The sequence below is a fragment of the Fictibacillus sp. 26RED30 genome (assembly GCF_015903845.1).
Lineage (GTDB): Bacteria > Bacillota > Bacilli > Bacillales > Fictibacillaceae > Fictibacillus > Fictibacillus phosphorivorans.
Genome location: NZ_JACZDV010000001.1, coordinates 2,211,892 through 2,228,453, shown reverse-complemented (window position 1 = coordinate 2,228,453; position 16,562 = coordinate 2,211,892). Strand labels below are relative to the sequence as shown.

18 protein-coding genes, 1 riboswitch and 1 other annotated feature are annotated in these 16,562 nt (G+C 41.3%); of the genes, 16 read left to right on the top strand and 2 right to left on the bottom strand.

The genetic code is table 11. The annotated features are described in order from the left end of the window. The first annotated feature begins 309 nt into the window (after positions 1-309). Positions 310-415: riboswitch (TPP riboswitch) on the top strand. A gap of 98 nt (positions 416-513) precedes the next feature. The 9 genes from thiD to IHV11_RS11325 all read left to right on the top strand — a co-directional run bounded on the left by thiD (position 514) and on the right by IHV11_RS11325 (position 6,786). Further along, on the top strand, positions 514-1,326 hold the full coding sequence (thiD, locus tag IHV11_RS11365; RefSeq protein ID WP_186320625.1) for a bifunctional hydroxymethylpyrimidine kinase/phosphomethylpyrimidine kinase: 813 nt from the start codon (positions 514-516) through the stop codon (positions 1,324-1,326). Then, positions 1,313-2,215, top strand: a complete 903-nt coding sequence (thiM, locus tag IHV11_RS11360) for a hydroxyethylthiazole kinase (RefSeq protein ID WP_231620233.1) — start codon at positions 1,313-1,315, stop codon at positions 2,213-2,215. Before thiD ends, thiM begins: the two co-directional genes overlap by 14 nt. Further along, complete coding sequence (gene thiE / locus IHV11_RS11355) at positions 2,212-2,889, top strand: thiamine phosphate synthase (protein WP_197194677.1); 678 nt, start codon at positions 2,212-2,214, stop codon at positions 2,887-2,889. The genes thiM and thiE overlap by 4 nt, the downstream gene beginning before the upstream one ends. Before the next feature lie 2 nt (positions 2,890-2,891). Next, complete coding sequence (gene thiW, locus IHV11_RS11350; protein WP_370568671.1) at positions 2,892-3,404, top strand: energy coupling factor transporter S component ThiW; 513 nt, start codon at positions 2,892-2,894, stop codon at positions 3,402-3,404. Between the two features lie 68 nt (positions 3,405-3,472). After that, positions 3,473-3,712 (top strand): hypothetical protein, encoded by a 240-nt coding sequence (locus tag IHV11_RS11345; RefSeq protein ID WP_137790017.1) that lies wholly within the window; start codon positions 3,473-3,475, stop codon positions 3,710-3,712. 197 nt (positions 3,713-3,909) lie between these two features. After that, entirely contained in the window at positions 3,910-4,494 is a 585-nt protein-coding gene (locus IHV11_RS11340) for a winged helix-turn-helix domain-containing protein (RefSeq protein WP_197194676.1), read from the top strand. Then, positions 4,491-4,700, top strand: a complete 210-nt coding sequence (locus IHV11_RS11335) for a hypothetical protein (RefSeq protein WP_197194675.1) — start codon at positions 4,491-4,493, stop codon at positions 4,698-4,700. The genes IHV11_RS11340 and IHV11_RS11335 overlap by 4 nt, the downstream gene beginning before the upstream one ends. A gap of 15 nt (positions 4,701-4,715) precedes the next feature. Continuing rightward, positions 4,716-5,297, top strand: coding sequence for an ATP-dependent Clp endopeptidase proteolytic subunit ClpP (gene clpP / locus IHV11_RS11330; protein ID WP_066392681.1), 582 nt, complete (start codon positions 4,716-4,718; stop codon positions 5,295-5,297). Between the two features lie 253 nt (positions 5,298-5,550). Then, complete coding sequence (locus IHV11_RS11325; protein ID WP_197194674.1) at positions 5,551-6,786, top strand: MFS transporter; 1,236 nt, start codon at positions 5,551-5,553, stop codon at positions 6,784-6,786. Positions 6,787-6,878: 92 nt separating this feature from the next. On the opposite strand, the gene IHV11_RS11320 is transcribed toward IHV11_RS11325, so the two are convergent. Further along, positions 6,879-7,730: a DUF1206 domain-containing protein gene (locus IHV11_RS11320; RefSeq protein WP_370568649.1), complete on the bottom strand. Its 852-nt coding sequence runs from the start codon at positions 7,728-7,730 to the stop codon at positions 6,879-6,881. 19 nt (positions 7,731-7,749) lie between these two features. Next, positions 7,750-8,838 (bottom strand): AI-2E family transporter, encoded by a 1,089-nt coding sequence (locus IHV11_RS11315; RefSeq protein WP_197194673.1) that lies wholly within the window; start codon positions 8,836-8,838, stop codon positions 7,750-7,752. A gap of 154 nt (positions 8,839-8,992) precedes the next feature. Here IHV11_RS11315 and IHV11_RS11310 point away from each other — a divergent pair, with 154 nt between their 5' ends. The 7 genes from IHV11_RS11310 (at position 8,993) to IHV11_RS11280 (ending at position 16,551) form a co-directional block, all read left to right on the top strand. Further along, complete coding sequence (locus tag IHV11_RS11310; protein WP_197194672.1) at positions 8,993-10,009, top strand: LacI family DNA-binding transcriptional regulator; 1,017 nt, start codon at positions 8,993-8,995, stop codon at positions 10,007-10,009. 88 nt (positions 10,010-10,097) lie between these two features. Further along, positions 10,098-10,820 (top strand): ThuA domain-containing protein, encoded by a 723-nt coding sequence (locus IHV11_RS11305; protein ID WP_197194671.1) that lies wholly within the window; start codon positions 10,098-10,100, stop codon positions 10,818-10,820. A 315-nt stretch (positions 10,821-11,135) separates the two neighbouring features. Next, positions 11,136-12,170, top strand: a complete 1,035-nt coding sequence (locus IHV11_RS11300; RefSeq protein ID WP_197194670.1) for a Gfo/Idh/MocA family protein — start codon at positions 11,136-11,138, stop codon at positions 12,168-12,170. Then, positions 12,167-13,222, top strand: a complete 1,056-nt coding sequence (locus IHV11_RS11295; RefSeq protein WP_197194669.1) for a Gfo/Idh/MocA family protein — start codon at positions 12,167-12,169, stop codon at positions 13,220-13,222. The genes IHV11_RS11300 and IHV11_RS11295 overlap by 4 nt, the downstream gene beginning before the upstream one ends. Position 13,223: 1 nt before the next feature. Then, entirely contained in the window at positions 13,224-14,192 is a 969-nt protein-coding gene (locus IHV11_RS11290) for a sugar phosphate isomerase/epimerase family protein (protein ID WP_197127382.1), read from the top strand. Between the two features lie 220 nt (positions 14,193-14,412). Then, positions 14,413-14,628 (top strand) — a binding site (T-box leader). 50 nt (positions 14,629-14,678) lie between these two features. Further along, the gene (gene proS / locus IHV11_RS11285) at positions 14,679-16,109 is read left to right on the top strand and encodes a proline--tRNA ligase (protein WP_197194668.1); all 1,431 of its coding nucleotides are present in this window, start codon (positions 14,679-14,681) and stop codon (positions 16,107-16,109) included. A gap of 121 nt (positions 16,110-16,230) precedes the next feature. Beyond that, on the top strand, positions 16,231-16,551 hold the full coding sequence (locus IHV11_RS11280; RefSeq protein ID WP_191752745.1) for a PadR family transcriptional regulator: 321 nt from the start codon (positions 16,231-16,233) through the stop codon (positions 16,549-16,551). Positions 16,552-16,562 lie beyond the last annotated feature (11 nt).

The following is a 16,562-nucleotide window of genomic DNA, read 5'->3' as shown; positions in this document are numbered from 1 at the left end:
CTACTAGTATACTGAGCAAGATGCCTAATGACAACCATTTTGTTTGAAAATTCAGAAAAAATTTCTTTATTGCTTCTAAAGTACCTTTCTTTCACCACCTTCTGGGAAAAATGTTAATGAATTGTAATTTTTATTTCTGGTAAAAACTATTTGTTACGAATGTTTTATTTCTATGTTTTTTATGTTGTAATTCTGTGTTAGTTATTATTTCCCCGTATTTCAAGAGGGTTAAACTTTTTGAAACCGATAACCTAAAAAATATTGACATTATTGTTTATGTATGAGTAGGATTGTGTTAACTCAATATTGTTATTTCGCTAGGGGTGCTTATTCTAAGCTGAGAGAAGGTTATGACTTTCGACCCTTTGAACCTGATCCAGTTCATACTGGCGTAGGGAAGCGGCGTGGATAAACTATCGTTTCCTTTATGATTTGAAAATTTAAGCCACCCGCTAAATAAGCGGGTGGCTTTTTTGCATAGACAACTAGGAGGTAGAAGTTATGGCACATTTGATAAAAGTTAGTAAAGCCCTCACGATCGCAGGATCAGACAGTGGCGGGGGAGCAGGCATTCAGGCTGATTTAAAAACGTTTCAAGAATTAGGTGTGTACGGTATGTCGGTTCTTACTGCAGTTACTGCTCAGAACACAACAGGTGTCCAAGGGATATTTCCAGTCGCAATAGAGGGATTAGAAGCTCAGTTGAAGTCAATAGGGACTGATCTGACGCCGGATGCCATTAAGACAGGAATGCTTTTTTCAGGTGAGTATATCGAGAGAACAGCATATATGATAAGGGAATTTCAATGGGAGAACGTAGTCGTTGACCCAGTCATGATCGCAAAAGGAGGCGCAACGCTGTTAGGTGAAGAAGCACTTCATGCGATGAAAACATGCATGCTTCCACTCGCAAAAATCATCACACCTAACATTCCAGAAGCAGAAGCATTAACAGGGATAAAGATAGACTGCATTGAAGCTAGAATTGAGGCGGCAAGAGTTTTATTTGACGCTGGTGCTGATCATGTTGTTGTTAAAGGTGGACACTTTGGAGATGGTGAATTTGTATCAGATCTTGTCTTTAATGGCATTGAAATGATCGAACTTGTAGAGAAGCGGATTCAAACAAAAAATACACACGGAACAGGGTGTACGTTCTCAGCGGCTATAGCAGCTGAGCTTGCCTCTGGCAAGAAAGCAGAGAATGCGATAGTGTGTGCAAAAAAATATATACAAACCGCTATCGAACATGGAATTGATGTTGGTTCAGGTCATGGACCGGTCAATCATTTCGCTTATAGGAGGGTTACACATGAACAATACTAGAATACAAGAATGGAAAACGTTCGTATCACAGATCAGAGAAGAAAAGCCGCTCGTTCATCATATAACGAATAACGTAACCATGAACTTTCTAGCTAATGGTGTCCTCTCAGCAGGAGGAAGTCCAATGATGGTGCATGACGCATGTGAAGTAGAAGAAGCAGTAAGTGTGGCCGATGCTTTAGTACTAAACATCGGTACTTTAGATGAAGCATCAGCGAAATCTATGATACTCGCTCTACGAAGAGCAATGCATGCAGAAGTGCCAGTAGTCCTCGATCCAGTGGGGATAGGATTATCATCATTCAGGCAAGAGCTTGTAAGGAAGTTATTGTTTGAATATTCAGAATTGAAGGGGGTCAGACCCCAAACAATTCTGACAATTTGCGGTAATGCTGCTGAGATGCAGTTTTTGGCTGAAGGCGCATGGGAAGGCAGAGGAGTAGATGGTGATCTAGCTAACTCAGAAGAGGATCTCATCAAGCTTGCTAGAGCTGCTGCGAAGCAAACAGGCTGTCTTATCGCCATGACTGGAACTAAAGATGTTATTTCAGATGGTGAAAGAGCAATCGTACTTTCTCATGGAGATCCGATGCTCTCCTATGTCACCGGGACAGGATGCTTTGCTACATCAATGGTAGCTCTCTATCAGGGAAATCGGAAAAAAGAAGTTACAAAAGCTAAAGTTGACCTTCCGATACTAGAACGAACAGCACTTGCGCTATTGATGCTCACTAAGGCGGCTGAAGAGGCTGTGAAAACGGCCAAAGGCCCTGGAAGCTTTCAGCAAAACCTTCTCGATCAGCTCTATAGTTTAGAATCTACTCATGAGATATTTCACGGATCCATCCACTGGCAAGATCACGTGTTGAAGGAGGGAGCGAACCGATGAAAACTCAAGCAAAGACACGTTTACAACAAGATCTATCACTCTATTATGTAGCAGGGACGAAGAACTGCTGTTCACCAGAAGATTTTTATCGTATTCTTGTGCAAGCGATTCAAGGTGGAATTACCACGTTTCAGTTTCGTGAAAAAGGTGTTAACTGCTTGAGTGGTAAGAAACAGTTAGAAATGGCAAAGCGTGCAAAGGAAATATGCCACAAACATGATGTGCTATTTATCGTGAATGACGACCTAGATTTGATGAAAGCTGTTGATGCGGATGGACTTCATGTTGGTCAAACAGATGGTAATCTGGCGTATATTCGTAAAGAAACAGAAGGTAAACTTTTAGGTGTGTCAGCTCACACACTTGCTGAGGCGAAGGATGCCATCGAACATGGAGCCGATTATATTGGTGCTGGCCCGATCTATCAGACGAGTACAAAACCTGATGCGAAGAAACCTGTAGGCGTTGATCTAATCGCAGAACTTCGCAGCAATCAAGTGAACATTCCGCTTGTTGGTATCGGCGGGATTACGCTGCAAAACGCGAGTGAAGTCATTAAGGCAGGTGCGGATGGTGTAGCTCTAATCTCAGAAATAAGTGGTGCAGTTGATCCTTCTTCCGCTTCAAGCAACCTGCTTTTTGCTATTCAAACAGCGAAAAGAGAAGTGAAGTGAAGATATCTGTTCAAAAACTTACTGTAATGGCTATGTTAGTCGCGATCGGGACGATCTGTTCACATTTGTTATATATTCCTGCTGGAGTAGCAAAAGCGTTTCCCGTTCAGCATGCGATCAACGTGATGGCTGGTGTGATGCTCGGACCCATTCCGGCGGTAATCGTCGCATTCAGTATCGGTTTGCTTCGTAACTTAATTGGAATCGGCTCTCTGCTTGCTTTTCCGGGGGGAATGATCGGTGCATTTTTGGCCGGTTACCTTTATAAAAAAGGAAAAAAATACACGTTCGCAGTAATAGGGGAATGGGTTGGAACTGGAATTATAGGAGCTGTTATAGCAGTGCCGGTTGCTACTGTTTTCTTAGGATCAAAAACGGGTGCATTCTTTTTTGTCACTCCTTTTTTGGTTAGCTCCATCATTGGTGGAGTGATCGGGTTGCTAATTTTCCGTCTTCTTTTTAAAAATGCAGCGGCAAAAAACTGGCTAGGATCGAATGAAGAAAAAGCTCTATGAAGTTATGCACCGGATAGGCTCACATACCGTACAATGTGTACTATCAACCTGAATAGGGGGAAGATCGGATGAAAAAACGTCCAAAACCCTGGGTGTATACAGAGATGGTTCTTATGTTTTTTGGACTGCTTTTAGCTATTTATAACGGTAAGACTTGGGAAAATCCCACTGTATTATTTTCAATCTTGATGGTGATCTTTATCTTTCGTGCAGTTGAGCGAAAAATTTTTAATCAAAAAACTGAGTTTTGGTTGAACACAGGAATGGCCACGGTCTTTTTCATTCTTGGAATCGTACCGTTTGTATAAAAAGGATAATGTATAGAAAGCAGGCTGAAATGAAAATCAGTCTGTTTTCTTTATTTTTAGGCAAACGTATATTTTTTTCAAATCTTTGACAAAATGATACTGAACGTAATAAAATAATTTTACGTAAAGAAATATTTTTATGTAACGAACATATATTATTGTGAAGTGAGGTGATGAGAGTGAAGAGGAATCAAAGAATGCCAGAGACGTTTATTGTCACAGAACCGGAACAAGCAGCTGCACTATTGCATCCTGTAAGATCTGAGCTCATAAGTTTGTTAAAAGAGCCGCGTTCTGCGACAGAGCTATCAAAAAGAATGAACGATTCCGCTCAAAAGATTAATTATCATCTTAAAGCACTTGAAAAAGTGGGCCTTGTGGTTCGCGCAGGCACAAGGAATGTTAGGAACCTTGTAGAAGTTCTATATGTAAGTGCCGGCCGTTCTTTTTTATTGTCAGATTCATTAGGTCTCTCTTCTGATACGATAAAAAAACTCCAAGATCAAACCGCTCTTGCTCATGTGTTATCCCTTACAGAGAAGATGAAGCGGGATGCCATTTCTTTAATGGAGCAATCGGAGGAAGAAGAGATACCAAGCGCAGTAGTAGAAATGGAACTAGCACTTTCTACCATGGAACACCGCAATGCATTTTTACAGGAATATGCAGATATGCTCACCACTCTCATACAAAAACACCACAGACCAAACGAAGAGAACGCAAAAGTGTATCACGTTTCAATGGCGATGTATCCAAAACCTGAAGGAGGCGGCACAACGTGAATAAGAAGAGCAAAGGTACTGTTATCCCGATCAATTCTGAAGTGGCAAATGAGGGTGCGAACATCATTCCTATGAAAACGGAAGTACAGGTGAAAGAAACAGAAACGGTGCAGGAGCCGGCTAAGATCATTTTTATCACGTCAGGATTTGGTAAAATACATGTTTCACCAAAAACAAATACAAACCCAATGGCAATTGCAGCCTAACTAGGAGGAAAACAGATGAATTTAATCCCTATGGTAGTAGAGTCGACAAATCGTGGAGAGCGATCTTATGATATTTATTCGCGTTTATTAAAAGACAGAATTATTATGCTAGGAAGTGCGATCGATGATAACGTGGCAAATTCTATCGTTGCTCAATTGCTCTTCTTAGCTGCTGAAGATCCGGATAAAGATATCTCCATCTACATCAACTCACCAGGAGGTTCTGTTACAGCAGGTCTCGCAATCTACGACACGATGCAGTTCATCAAACCAGATGTTTCAACGATCTGTATCGGGATGGCGGCGTCAATGGGAGCTGTACTCATGGTAGCTGGTGCAAAAGGAAAACGCTACGCGCTTCCGAACGCAGAAGTGATGATACACCAGCCATTAGGCGGAACACAAGGGCAGGCATCCGATATGGCAATTCACGCGAAGCGCATCCTGCAGACTCGTGAGTTGTTGAATAAGATCATCTCTGACCGTTCGGGTCAACCGATCGAGAAGGTAGAAAAAGACACTGACCGTGATTATTTCATGTCTGCAGAAGAAGCATTGAAATACGGGATCATTGATAAAGTGATCGAGAAGATCTAAGAGATAGAAGAGAGATAAGTGCATGGTAGCCAGTCGTGATCAACGACTGGCTTTCTTATGTACTGATGGGGTCAGTCCCCAAACAATTTATTTCCCGTCTTGGTTTAAGATTTTCTCTACGGGTGTTTGTTTCATTTTGAACTTCAGATGCATGCCATTTCGTTCTGATCAGGCTGAATATGGTAATCTAATGTAAGTTGCATTGTTCAACAGTATATGAGTTTGCAAAGATAAACGAAAGAAGGAATGAAGCATGTCAGCTACCACAGGCAAGTCAACAGATACTTCTAACCAACAAAAAACGATCTATTCTATTCTTTTTGCGATAAGTTTTGTGCATTTATTAAATGACTCTATGCAGGCGGTTATTCCAGCCATCTTTCCAATTTTAGAGAAATCAATGAATCTTTCATTTACTCAGCTTGGTTGGATTGCTTTTACTTTAAACATCACGTCTTCTATCATGCAGCCAGTGATTGGTTGGTATACGGATAGAACGACATCACCTTATATCCTACCTGTTGGTATGATGGCGAGTTTAATAGGTATGTTAGGCATCGCGTTTGCAGATTCCTTTTACATGATCATATTCTCGGTAGTTGGAATCGGCTTAGGGTCTGCTGTCTTTCACCCTGAGGGCTCTAGAGTCGCGTATATGGCAGCAGGAAACCGCCGAGGTCTAGCTCAATCCATCTATCAAGTAGGAGGCAATACAGGCAGTTCGCTCGCTCCTGTGATGACGGCACTTGTATTCGTCCCACTCGGACAGTTTGGAGCTGTATGGTTTACTTCACTGGCGGCTATCGCCATTTTTGTACTGTTTTATGTTTCAGGCTGGTATGCTAAACAGCTCGTGCATTTTCCTCGCGTTCAAAAGCAAACTGGCGAGAAGAAAAAGATTGATAGAAAGCGAAAAAAACAAGTAATAGGAGCGATGGCATTACTCGTATTTTTAGTATTTGCTCGTTCATGGTATTTCTCTGGAATCGGAAACTATTATCAATTTTACTTGATCGATGATTATGGTTTAACGATTAGACAAGCTCAAGTTTATTTATTTGTTTTCATGGCCTCCGGTGTACTCGGAACATTCTTTGGAGGACCGATCGCAGACCGGCTAGGAAAGAGAAACATGATCTTTTGGTCGATGGTCGGAACTGCTCCACTCGCTCTCCTTCTTCCACACGTAGGACTGTGGGCGGTTATTCCTTTGTTCTTCTTAATCGGTTTCATTTTGAACACGAGTTTTTCGGTGACGGTCGTGTATGCTCAAGAACTAGTACCAGGCAGAATAGGCATGGTATCAGGTTTGATCGTAGGTCTGGCGTTTGGTATGGGAGCGCTCGGATCGGTAGTACTTGGTAAGGTCGCTGACGTTACAAGCATCTCAAACACGATGTTTTTGATCAGCTTCTTGCCGTTAGTAGGATTGTTAACTGTCATGCTGCCAAAAGATAAAACGCTTAAGAAATGGTCTTCAGGGGTCTGACCCGGGTCAGACCCCCTAGAAAGACATTTTTTCGATTATGTCTTTCCCACAAAGACAAAGGCCACGGTCTCATATGAGACCGGGGCCTTTATCTAGTTATTCAATCGTCTATATCGAGCACTTGCGAACATGAAAATACCGTACGATATAAAGCCGATTGCTACGATGGCGAGAAGCACTGGACCAAACGGCTGTGACGCAAGCTCTAAGAGTGCGCCATCCAAACCCCGAGTTTCTTTTGGATCAGCAAGTATAGCCGTACGAACTAGAAAGAATGCAATAATCATAAAAACGATACCGCGGGCAGCCATTCCAAATGTTCCAATATAACCGCTCCATCGCCATTCTTTTTTATTCATTTCATTCTTCTTTAAGTCGCGTTTAAATCGGTGTGTAAAGGCTCGAAACATAAATACGATTCCTGTTATGGCAAAAACAATACCTCCAATAGCGACTAACAGTTGACCAAAAGGCTGTGAGAGCATTTGTGCAGAAAGCGTTTGGTAAGTTTCATCAGAAGATTTTGCTCTTGCACGAAACAATATGCGTAATGAAATGATACACATTGCAATATAAATCCCCGCAATGATTAAAAAATTTAATCGGTTAAACCATCTTTTCCAATCGTGTTTTGCACACTCAGGATCGAAAAGAGCTTTAACAATCTGCCAAAAAGCGAATGCACTCAAACCTAAGGAAAGCACGATTAATAATGCGGGGCCGAATGGCTGTTGAGCGATTGTGTATAGCGCTCCGTTTGAACTCGCTTCATTCGGGTGTTTTCCTATAGACATGATTAGCGCTAGAATGCCGATGATGATATAAACGATACCTTTTGAAAGATACCCGATACGAGCAGAACGATGTACCCAAGGGCGATACGATTCATAATGAGTTTTCATTTTATCTTTGAATGTTGGTTCTTTTACAAAAGGCTGTTTCACGATAAACACGTTTCTCCTTTCAGAGTAGATTACTTCTAGTCTCTGGTGGGTTGTATAACAAGTAGATTCGGTACACGTTACTGATGATCGTCTTCAATACCGCATAAGTAGGGATGGCTAAAAGCAGACCGATAAATCCAAATGCTGCACCTGCCATGAGTACGACTAGGATGATGGTGAGCGGATGGATACGAAGCTGTTTTCCCATGATTTGAGGAGACAAAATATTTCCCTCTACTTGTTGTACAACGAGCGTTACGATAGCGACTTTTACAGCCATAAACGGGTCTTGGATCAAACCTACTAAAAGAGCTGGAAATACACCGATAAATGGTCCTAAAAAAGGAATCACATTTGTTAGAACTGCAAAAAGAGCAAGCACTAAGGCAAACTTTAATCCGATCAATAGATACCCCGCAAACATAAAAATACCTACAAACCAAGCAACGAGAACTTGACCTTTTATGTAGGAGGATAGGGTAGAGTCTATGTCTCTAACAATCGCAGCGACATCATGCTCCATGTGATGAGGAGTAAACCTTAAAAAATAATTAAAAAATTTCTTATCGTCAAGCAACAAGTAAAAAAGAATAAAAGGGACCACTAACAATACTAAAGCGATGTTTGTCAATGTGGCTAAAAGAGCAATAACATCTTTTGAAACGGTACTTGTAAACTTTTCAAGCCGTTGTGTAGCTAATTTTGTTATATGTGTGCTATCGACGAATGATTTTTTGCTTCCAGTAATCATCGTACCTGTTTTTTCAGTAGCTTCTCCAATCTTTTTTGGGAAATCATCAGTGATACTAGAAAGCTGATCTGCTACAACGGGGACGGCTAGCATGGCAACACTAGATATCGCTACGATTAAACCAACCATCACTACCATGATGGCTACAAACTTAGGGACTTTTTTCTCCATTAAAAAACGTATGACCGGTCTAAGCAGATAATAAAGCAACCCAGCGATAAACAAAGGAAAGAAAACGCTAGATATAACAAGATAAAGGAAGTCAAGCAGGTAATCAATTTTCCCTAGTAAATAAAGAATCATTAATAGTAAAACTGAGCCTGCGGCGTACTTGAAAAATGAGTGCTGATACCACATTAAATCTGACCTCCATTTCATAATAGTAGTCTTTTCCCTTTTTAGTAATTCGTAATCTTATTTTGATAATAAAATAATTGACTTTTTCTAAGAGCGCTGATAGATTGTAAGTGTAAATGTAAACGTTTACGTAACAAGAAAGCAGGGAGATGTTTTGAATCCGACAATAAAAGATGTTGCCAAGCATGCAAACGTTTCAATCGCTACAGTATCTCGGATTGTAAACGGATTGCCTGGCTATTCGGAGGAAACAAAGAAAAAAGTTCAGCAATCTATTGAAGCACTCGGTTATCAGCCTAACGCCATCGCACGCGGGCTCATCAACAAGCGGACACAGACGATAGGGGTTCTTTTTCCGGATGTATCCGGAATGCTCTCGTCAGAAGTATTAGAAGGTGTAGAGAATGCGGCGCATGACGGAGGATTTAGCGTAATCGTCTGCAACACGACTTCAAGTGGGAAGAGAACCGTGAAGTATTTGAGGCTGCTGCAAGAAAAACGAGTAGATGGAATCATCTTTGCTTCAGAAGATGTTAAAGAAGAGTACTATAAAATCTTTCAAGAGATGAAAGTACCTGTTGTCCTTGTTTCTACGGCGTCATCCAAATACGATCTTCCGTTTGTTCGGGTAAATGATTTTGATGGAGCTTTTCAAGCTACAGAGTATTTAATTCGAAAAGGTCATAAAGTGATTGGCATGATCGGTGGAAGCGATGAGGATCCGATTGCTGGAGTACCAAGAATGCAAGGATTTCAAAAAGCTCTTGAGAGCAATGGTCTTTCATTTACTAACAATCACATAACGAAAAATGAAGGCTATCGTTTTCAAAACGGAAAAGAATCGCTGCCACTTCTGCTAAAAAAACTTCCTGACATGACGGCACTATTCGCAGCAAGTGATGAGATGGCCATTGGTGCAATGTCTGCTGCACATCAGTTAGGAATAAGGGTGCCAGAGGAACTATCAATCATCGGTTATGATAATCTGAAGATTGCTGAGATGTGTTATCCGCCACTAACGACTGTATCTCAGCCGTTAAAGGATATGGGACAAACCTCAGGTGAAATGCTAGTCAGTTTGATTAAAGGTGAACAACAAGAAGCAAAAAGCCGTTATATGCCTTTTACTATTGTGGAAAGGCAATCAGTCAGTGAATTTCGTGACAAGTAAAAAACGGGTTACCTCAAAGCTTCATTTTTATTTGGGATTTACGTAAACGTTTACGTAAAACGCTTACACACATAGGAGGAAGTTATAAATGATTAAAGTTACAGTTTGGAATGAAAACCGCCATGAACAGAAAAATCCAGTAGTAAAAGAAATATATCCAAAAGGAATTCATGGTGCTATTCAAGAATTTCTAGAAAAAGCAGGGCATGATGTTAACACAGCAACACTTGATGAAGCTCAACATGGGCTAACAGAAGAAGTATTAGACAACACGGATGTGTTAGTTTGGTGGGGACACTTAGCTCATGATGAAGTAGAAGATGAAATCGTAAATAAAGTTTATCAACGCGTTCTTGATGGAATGGGTCTACTCGTTCTTCACTCTGGTCACTTCTCAAAAATATTTAAAAAGCTGATGGGAACATCCTGTGACCTTAAGTGGCGTGAAGCTGATGAAAAAGAACGCATCTGGATTGTTAATCCAAGCCATCCGATAGCAAACGGACTTGGTGAATACATCGAGCTTGAAAAAGAAGAGATGTATGGGGAGCATTTTGACATTCCTGCTCCAGATGACCTAGTATTTGTTAGCTGGTTTGAAGGAGGAGAAGTATTCCGATCAGGAGCGGCTTACAACCGTGGTAAAGGAAAAGTGTTCTATTTCCGTCCGGGACATGAGACGTATCCGACATATTATAACGAAGATGTACAAAAAGTAATCACGAATGCTGTATCTTTCTTAGCTCCTTCAGGCAGTGAAGCGCCAAAGTACGGAAATGCTAAGCCGCTTGAAGCGATCGGTGCAAAGTAAAAATAAAAGCCTTTTTTGAAAAACTATGAAGTTATTGAGAGTGTTTGATCTCCACTCCATGTTGCTCGCTTTCCGCGGGGCAGGCGGTGAGCCACATTCGTACGTTTCACGTATAAATGTCTCACCAGCCAGCTTGTCCCACAGGAGTCTCGCACCTTACGCTACAATCAAACGAGCAAGGAAGTTTCTTTAAATCTGAGTCTCAGGCATAAGGCATACACCTTACGCACCCATCTACGTGTAAATGAAGCCAATTTAAAAGTCTGTAAAACAACAATCTTTAATAAGGGTTAACAATAAAAGGAGGAACTAAATATGACAATTAAAGTTGGAATTATCGGTTGCGGTAGTATCGCACAACATCGTCACCTTCCAGAATATGCGGCTAATGGAGACGTAGAGATCGTTGCTGTTTGTGACATCATAAAAGAGCGTGCTGAATCAACACAGTCGGTATACGGAGGAAAGATCTTTACGGATTATAATGATCTTCTTGCACTTGAAGAAGTTGATGCAGTAAGTGTTTGTACGCCTAACTTTCTTCACGCACCGATTTCAATTGCAGCTTTACATGCTGGAAAGCACGTTTTATGTGAAAAACCGATGGCAACATCGCTTCAAGAAGCAGAGGAAATGATCGCAGCAGCAGAAAAGAGCGGAAAAACGCTAATGATTGGTCATAATCAGCGCTTTGTTCCGGCACACCAAAAAGCGCGTGAGCTAATTGCCTCTGGTGATATCGGGAAAATTTACAGTTTCCGAACGGCTTTCGGGCATCCAGGACCTGAAGGCTGGAGCGTAGATGGTGTGAACAGCTGGTTCTTTAAAAAGGATGAAGCATTTATCGGCGCAATGGGAGACCTTGGTGTTCATAAAACAGACTTGATTCGATACATTCTTGGAGAAGAGATCGCTGAAGTTGGTGCTTTTGTTGAGACGAGTGCAAAAGAGTTTGCTTCCGTTGATGATACAGCTGTTTGCGTGTTGAATACAGAGAGTGGAATTATCGGAACATTGGCGGCTAGTTGGTCTTACACGGCAAAAGAGGATAACTCTACAATTATTTATGGTGAAAAAGGAATCCTTCGATTAGAAGATGATCCGAAGTATTCTTTAGTCGCACAATATACGAACGGAAATGTTGTACGCTACGAGATGGGTGCGATCCAAACGAATGATAACCAGTCTAACTCGCATGTGGTAGATCATTTTATTGAAGCGGTCGACTCTGGTAAAGCTCCACTAATCACGGGCGAAGAAGGAAAACGTTCATTGGCAGTCATACTAGCTGCTTTAGAATCAAACGAGAAGAAAACGATCGAAAAAGTTAAAACAGGAGTTCACGCATGAAACTAAGAGTTGGGATCATCGGGGCAGGCGGAATCGCACAAGGCCGTCATATCCCCGCTTTTCAAAAGTTAGGAGAAAAAGCAGAAGTTACTGCGATTAGTGATGTGAACGTGTATGTTGCAAAAAGTGTTGCTGAAAAATTTCACGTACCGAACTATTTTACGAGTTATGTAGAGATGTGGCCTTATGTAGATGCTGTTGTTATCTGTACACCTAACAAGTTTCATAGAGAGATTACAGTTGCAGCATTAGATGCAGGCAAACATGTTTTATGTGAGAAACCGATGGCAATGACCGTTGAAGAATGTGCAGAAATGGTAGAAGCAGAAAAACGATCAGGAAAAGTATTATCGATCGCCTATCACTATCGATACATGAAAGAGTCGCAGGCTGCAAAACGAATAATGGAGGCAGGAGAAGTTGGTAATCCTCTTGTTGTTCGTGTACAAGCACTTAGAAGAAGAAAAGTTCCGGGTTGGGGCGTATTTACAAATAAAGAACTTCAAGGTGGCGGTAGCTTGATCGACTATGGCTGTCATCTACTGGATCTAACGCTTTGGCTCCTAGATAACCCGATTGTGAGTGAAGTAACTGGACAAACGTATAACACAGTGAGTCGTGAAGCAGAACAAGTGAACCAATGGGGTTCGTTTGATGCAGAAACGTTTGAAGTTGATGACCACGTAACGGCATATATTCGTCTTGCAAATGGGGGATCAATTCTGTTTGAAACATCGTGGGCGGCAAATATTCCGAACGATGCAGAACTGCTTCGTATTTCGGGTGACAAAGGCGGGCTAGATGTCTTTCCACTTACGGTAAACAAAGCAGTAAACGGGATGATGACGACAACTAAAGCAGATTGGATTCTTGGAGAAGATGATCCCGGTCTTCCTCAAGCAGAGAATTTTGTGGACAGCTGTTTAGGTAAAGCAGAACCACTTGTGAAAGCTGAAGAAGCGATGAATACTTCACGCGTAATCGAAGCGATCTATGCTAGCAGTCTTATGGGAAAAGGTATTCAACTAGGAAATGAAAAAGGAGTGAAGTAGCATGAAATTAGGTGTGTTTACGGTTTTGTTCTCACAAAAATCATTTACAGACATGCTTGACTATGTGAAAGAAGCGGGAGTGCAAGCTGTAGAGATTGGAACTGGAAACTATCCAGGAAACGCTCACTGTCCGCTTGATGAACTACTTCAGAGTGAAGAGAAGCGTTCACAATATCTTCATGAAGTAGAAAAGCGAGGTTTGACGATTTCAGCATTCAGTTGTCATGGTAATCCGTTATCTCCAGACGAGGCTTTTGCAAAAGAATCTCATGATACTTTTGTAAAAACTGTTGAACTGGCTGAATTGATGAATGTACCAGTGGTAAACTGTTTCTCTGGTGTACCGGGTGACTCTGAGAATGCAAAGTATCCAAACTGGCCTGTTTCACCTTGGCCGAATGAATACAGCGATGTGTTGAAGTGGCAATGGGAAGAGAAGTTGATTCCGTATTGGCGCACGTGGGGTCAATTTGCAAAAGAACATGGAGTGAAGATTGGCTTAGAGCTTCACGGTGGTTTCTTAGTGCATACTCCATATACGTTACTGAAGCTGCGTGAAGAAACATGTGACGCAATCGGTGCGAACCTTGATCCATCCCATCTTTGGTGGCAAGGCATCGATCCTGTGGCAGCAATCAAAATTCTTGGAAAAGCTGGAGCAATCCACCACTTCCATGCAAAAGACACATACTTAGATCAAGACAACATCAACATGTACGGATTAACGGACATGCAGCCATATGGAGCTGTTCAAAACCGCGCATGGAGCTTCCGTTCAGTAGGCTGTGGTCATTCTGTTCAAGACTGGTCAGACATGATGAGTGCCCTTCGTACGTATGGTTATGATTATGTAGTAAGCATCGAGCATGAAGATCCGATCATGTCGATCGACGAAGGATTCAACCGCGCGGTGAAGAACCTGCAGTCGATCCTCATCGCCGAGCAGCCAGCCGAGATGTGGTGGGTCTAGGGGTCTGACCCCACACAAATACAAATCTACTAAATTTGTATTTGTGGAGTGAACACTCTCTAGCGGTTAACATTCAAGTCTCACAAGCTCTGATAAAACCTGTATCCCAGTTAATGGGATACGGGTTTAGTGTTTATGAAATTAAATGTTGAACCTCATTAATTAAAAAAAATTTGACAGTTCATACCAATATCACATATAATTTCAAAAACATATGAAGTAGAAAACGAAGAAGAGGATTAGTAAATCGATTCTGTCTTTCTAGAGAGGAAGCTGTTTGGCTGCAAAGCTTCTACTGACAAACGATTGAACCTGCCTCTGAGTTCTGTATCTTATTCCCATAATAAGATATCCAGCGGTTAAATACCGTTATCATGAAAGAGTGTAAAGCTAAGCTTTGAATTAGGGTGGTACCGCCATGAAATTGGTCCCTAATGAAAAAGTTTAGCTTTTTTTATTTTCTAATAATAGTGAGGAGTGCAACCTATGGCAAAAGAATTTGTAAAAGATGTAACGAGTATGCAAGATGATTTTGCTCAATGGTATACAGATGTTGTTACAAAAGCTGAACTTATCGATTATTCAAGTGTTCGAGGGTCTATGATTTTAAGACCCTACGGATACGCAATATGGGAGAACATTCAAAAGGAACTTGATAAGCAGATCAAAGCGACAGGTCATGAGAATGTGTATATGCCGCTTTTCATACCAGAAAGTCTGCTTCAAAAAGAAAAAGACCATATTGAAGGATTTGCACCTGAAGTAGCATGGGTAACACATGGTGGAGAAGAAAAGCTGACAGAACGTCTTTGTGTTCGCCCCACATCTGAAGTTCTTTTTGCCGAGCATTTTAAAAACATTATCCATTCTCATCGTGATCTTCCAAAGCTTTATAACCAGTGGTCGAACGTTGTGAGATGGGAAAAAACCACAAGACCTTTTCTTCGTACCCTTGAATTCCTCTGGCAGGAAGGACATACGTGCCATGAAACAGATGAAGAGGCACACGAGGAAACGGTTCGTATGCTTAACGTATACGCTGATCTCTGTGAGGAATTCCTTGCAATACCGGTCGTGAAAGGTCAGAAAACGGAGAAAGAAAAATTTGCTGGAGCGAAATACACTTATACGATTGAAAGCCTAATGCATGATGGGAAGGCGTTACAGTCTGGAACTTCTCATCATTTAGGAGATGGATTTGCCAAAGCGTTCGGTATCGAATTTACGAACAGAGAAGGTAAACTGCAGACGGTTCAGCAGACATCATGGGGCTTCACAACTCGTATTATTGGAGCGATGATCATGGTTCATGGTGATGACCGCGGGCTAGTCGTTCCTCCAAAAATAGCACCAACTCAACTCATGATCGTTCCGATTGCTCAACACAAAGAAGGTGTTCTCGATTTTGCATACGATTTAAAAGATAAGCTTTCACAGACCATTCGAACTGGAATTGATGCAAGTGATAAAAAACCAGGGTGGAAATTTAATGAATATGAGATGAAAGGAATACCGCTTCGTCTTGAGGTTGGGCCGCGTGACATTGAGCAAAACCAAGTCATATTAGTTCGTCGGGATACAGGAGAAAAAGAAACAATATCTCTGCAAGATTTAGAATTACACATACAAAATACATTAGTTGATATTCAGAGTAACTTATTTAAAAAGGCAAAGGCTCATCGAGAACATCAAACAACGACAGTCACTACATTTGATGCATTTAAAAATGAACTAACTGATAAAGGCGGGTTCATTAAAGCGATGTGGTGTGGAAATGAAGCTTGTGAGAATTTTATTAAAGATGAAACAGGTGCAACATCAAGGTGTATACCATTTGAACAAGAAAAGCTCTCAGAAAAGTGCGTTTGCTGCGACCAAGAAGCTAAACAACTTGTCTACTGGGCAAAAGCATATTAAAGGAAAGGGGTCAGACCCGGGGTCTGACCCCTTTCTTTATTTTTAAATATGATAAATTCCATAATATTAGTAACTTTACATTACTGTATGACATACACTATACTATAATCGAGGTGATTGCATGAGCGAATTAATTTTCTCTCTAAAGACAGAACTGCGAAGAGGAACTTTAACTTTAGCAGTTTTAAGCCAGCTCCAAACACCGCAATACGGGTACTCACTCGCACAACGGTTAGAAGAGAACAACGTATCTATTGATCAAAGCACATTGTATCCACTTCTTCGAAGGCTCGAAAAGCAAGAGCTGCTGACGAGTGAGTGGGATACAACCGAGAACCGACCTAGAAAATATTATCTTCTGAGCGAGTTTGGTCAAGAAGTGTTCAGACAGCTGAAAGAAGAATGGCAAAAAACGTCCATGCAATTAAATTCGATGTTATAAGGAGGAATTCC

Bases quoted from the DNA above. Each gene is read 5' to 3' on its own strand.
- thiE (WP_197194677.1), top strand. From the start codon at position 2,212: ATGAAAACTCAAGCAAAGACACGTTTACAACAAGATCTATCACTCTAT.
- thiM (WP_231620233.1), top strand. From the start codon at position 1,313: ATGAACAATACTAGAATACAAGAATGGAAAACGTTCGTATCACAGATC.
- IHV11_RS11340 (WP_197194676.1), top strand. From the start codon at position 3,910: ATGCCAGAGACGTTTATTGTCACAGAACCGGAACAAGCAGCTGCACTA.
- IHV11_RS11345 (WP_137790017.1), top strand. From the start codon at position 3,473: ATGAAAAAACGTCCAAAACCCTGGGTGTATACAGAGATGGTTCTTATG.
- IHV11_RS11290 (WP_197127382.1), top strand. From the start codon at position 13,224: ATGAAATTAGGTGTGTTTACGGTTTTGTTCTCACAAAAATCATTTACA.
- IHV11_RS11280 (WP_191752745.1), top strand. From the start codon at position 16,231: ATGAGCGAATTAATTTTCTCTCTAAAGACAGAACTGCGAAGAGGAACT.
- IHV11_RS11300 (WP_197194670.1), top strand. From the start codon at position 11,136: ATGACAATTAAAGTTGGAATTATCGGTTGCGGTAGTATCGCACAACAT.
- IHV11_RS11315 (WP_197194673.1), bottom strand. From the start codon at position 8,838: ATGTGGTATCAGCACTCATTTTTCAAGTACGCCGCAGGCTCAGTTTTA.
- IHV11_RS11305 (WP_197194671.1), top strand. From the start codon at position 10,098: ATGATTAAAGTTACAGTTTGGAATGAAAACCGCCATGAACAGAAAAAT.
- IHV11_RS11325 (WP_197194674.1), top strand. From the start codon at position 5,551: ATGTCAGCTACCACAGGCAAGTCAACAGATACTTCTAACCAACAAAAA.
- clpP (WP_066392681.1), top strand. From the start codon at position 4,716: ATGAATTTAATCCCTATGGTAGTAGAGTCGACAAATCGTGGAGAGCGA.
- IHV11_RS11295 (WP_197194669.1), top strand. From the start codon at position 12,167: ATGAAACTAAGAGTTGGGATCATCGGGGCAGGCGGAATCGCACAAGGC.
- proS (WP_197194668.1), top strand. From the start codon at position 14,679: ATGGCAAAAGAATTTGTAAAAGATGTAACGAGTATGCAAGATGATTTT.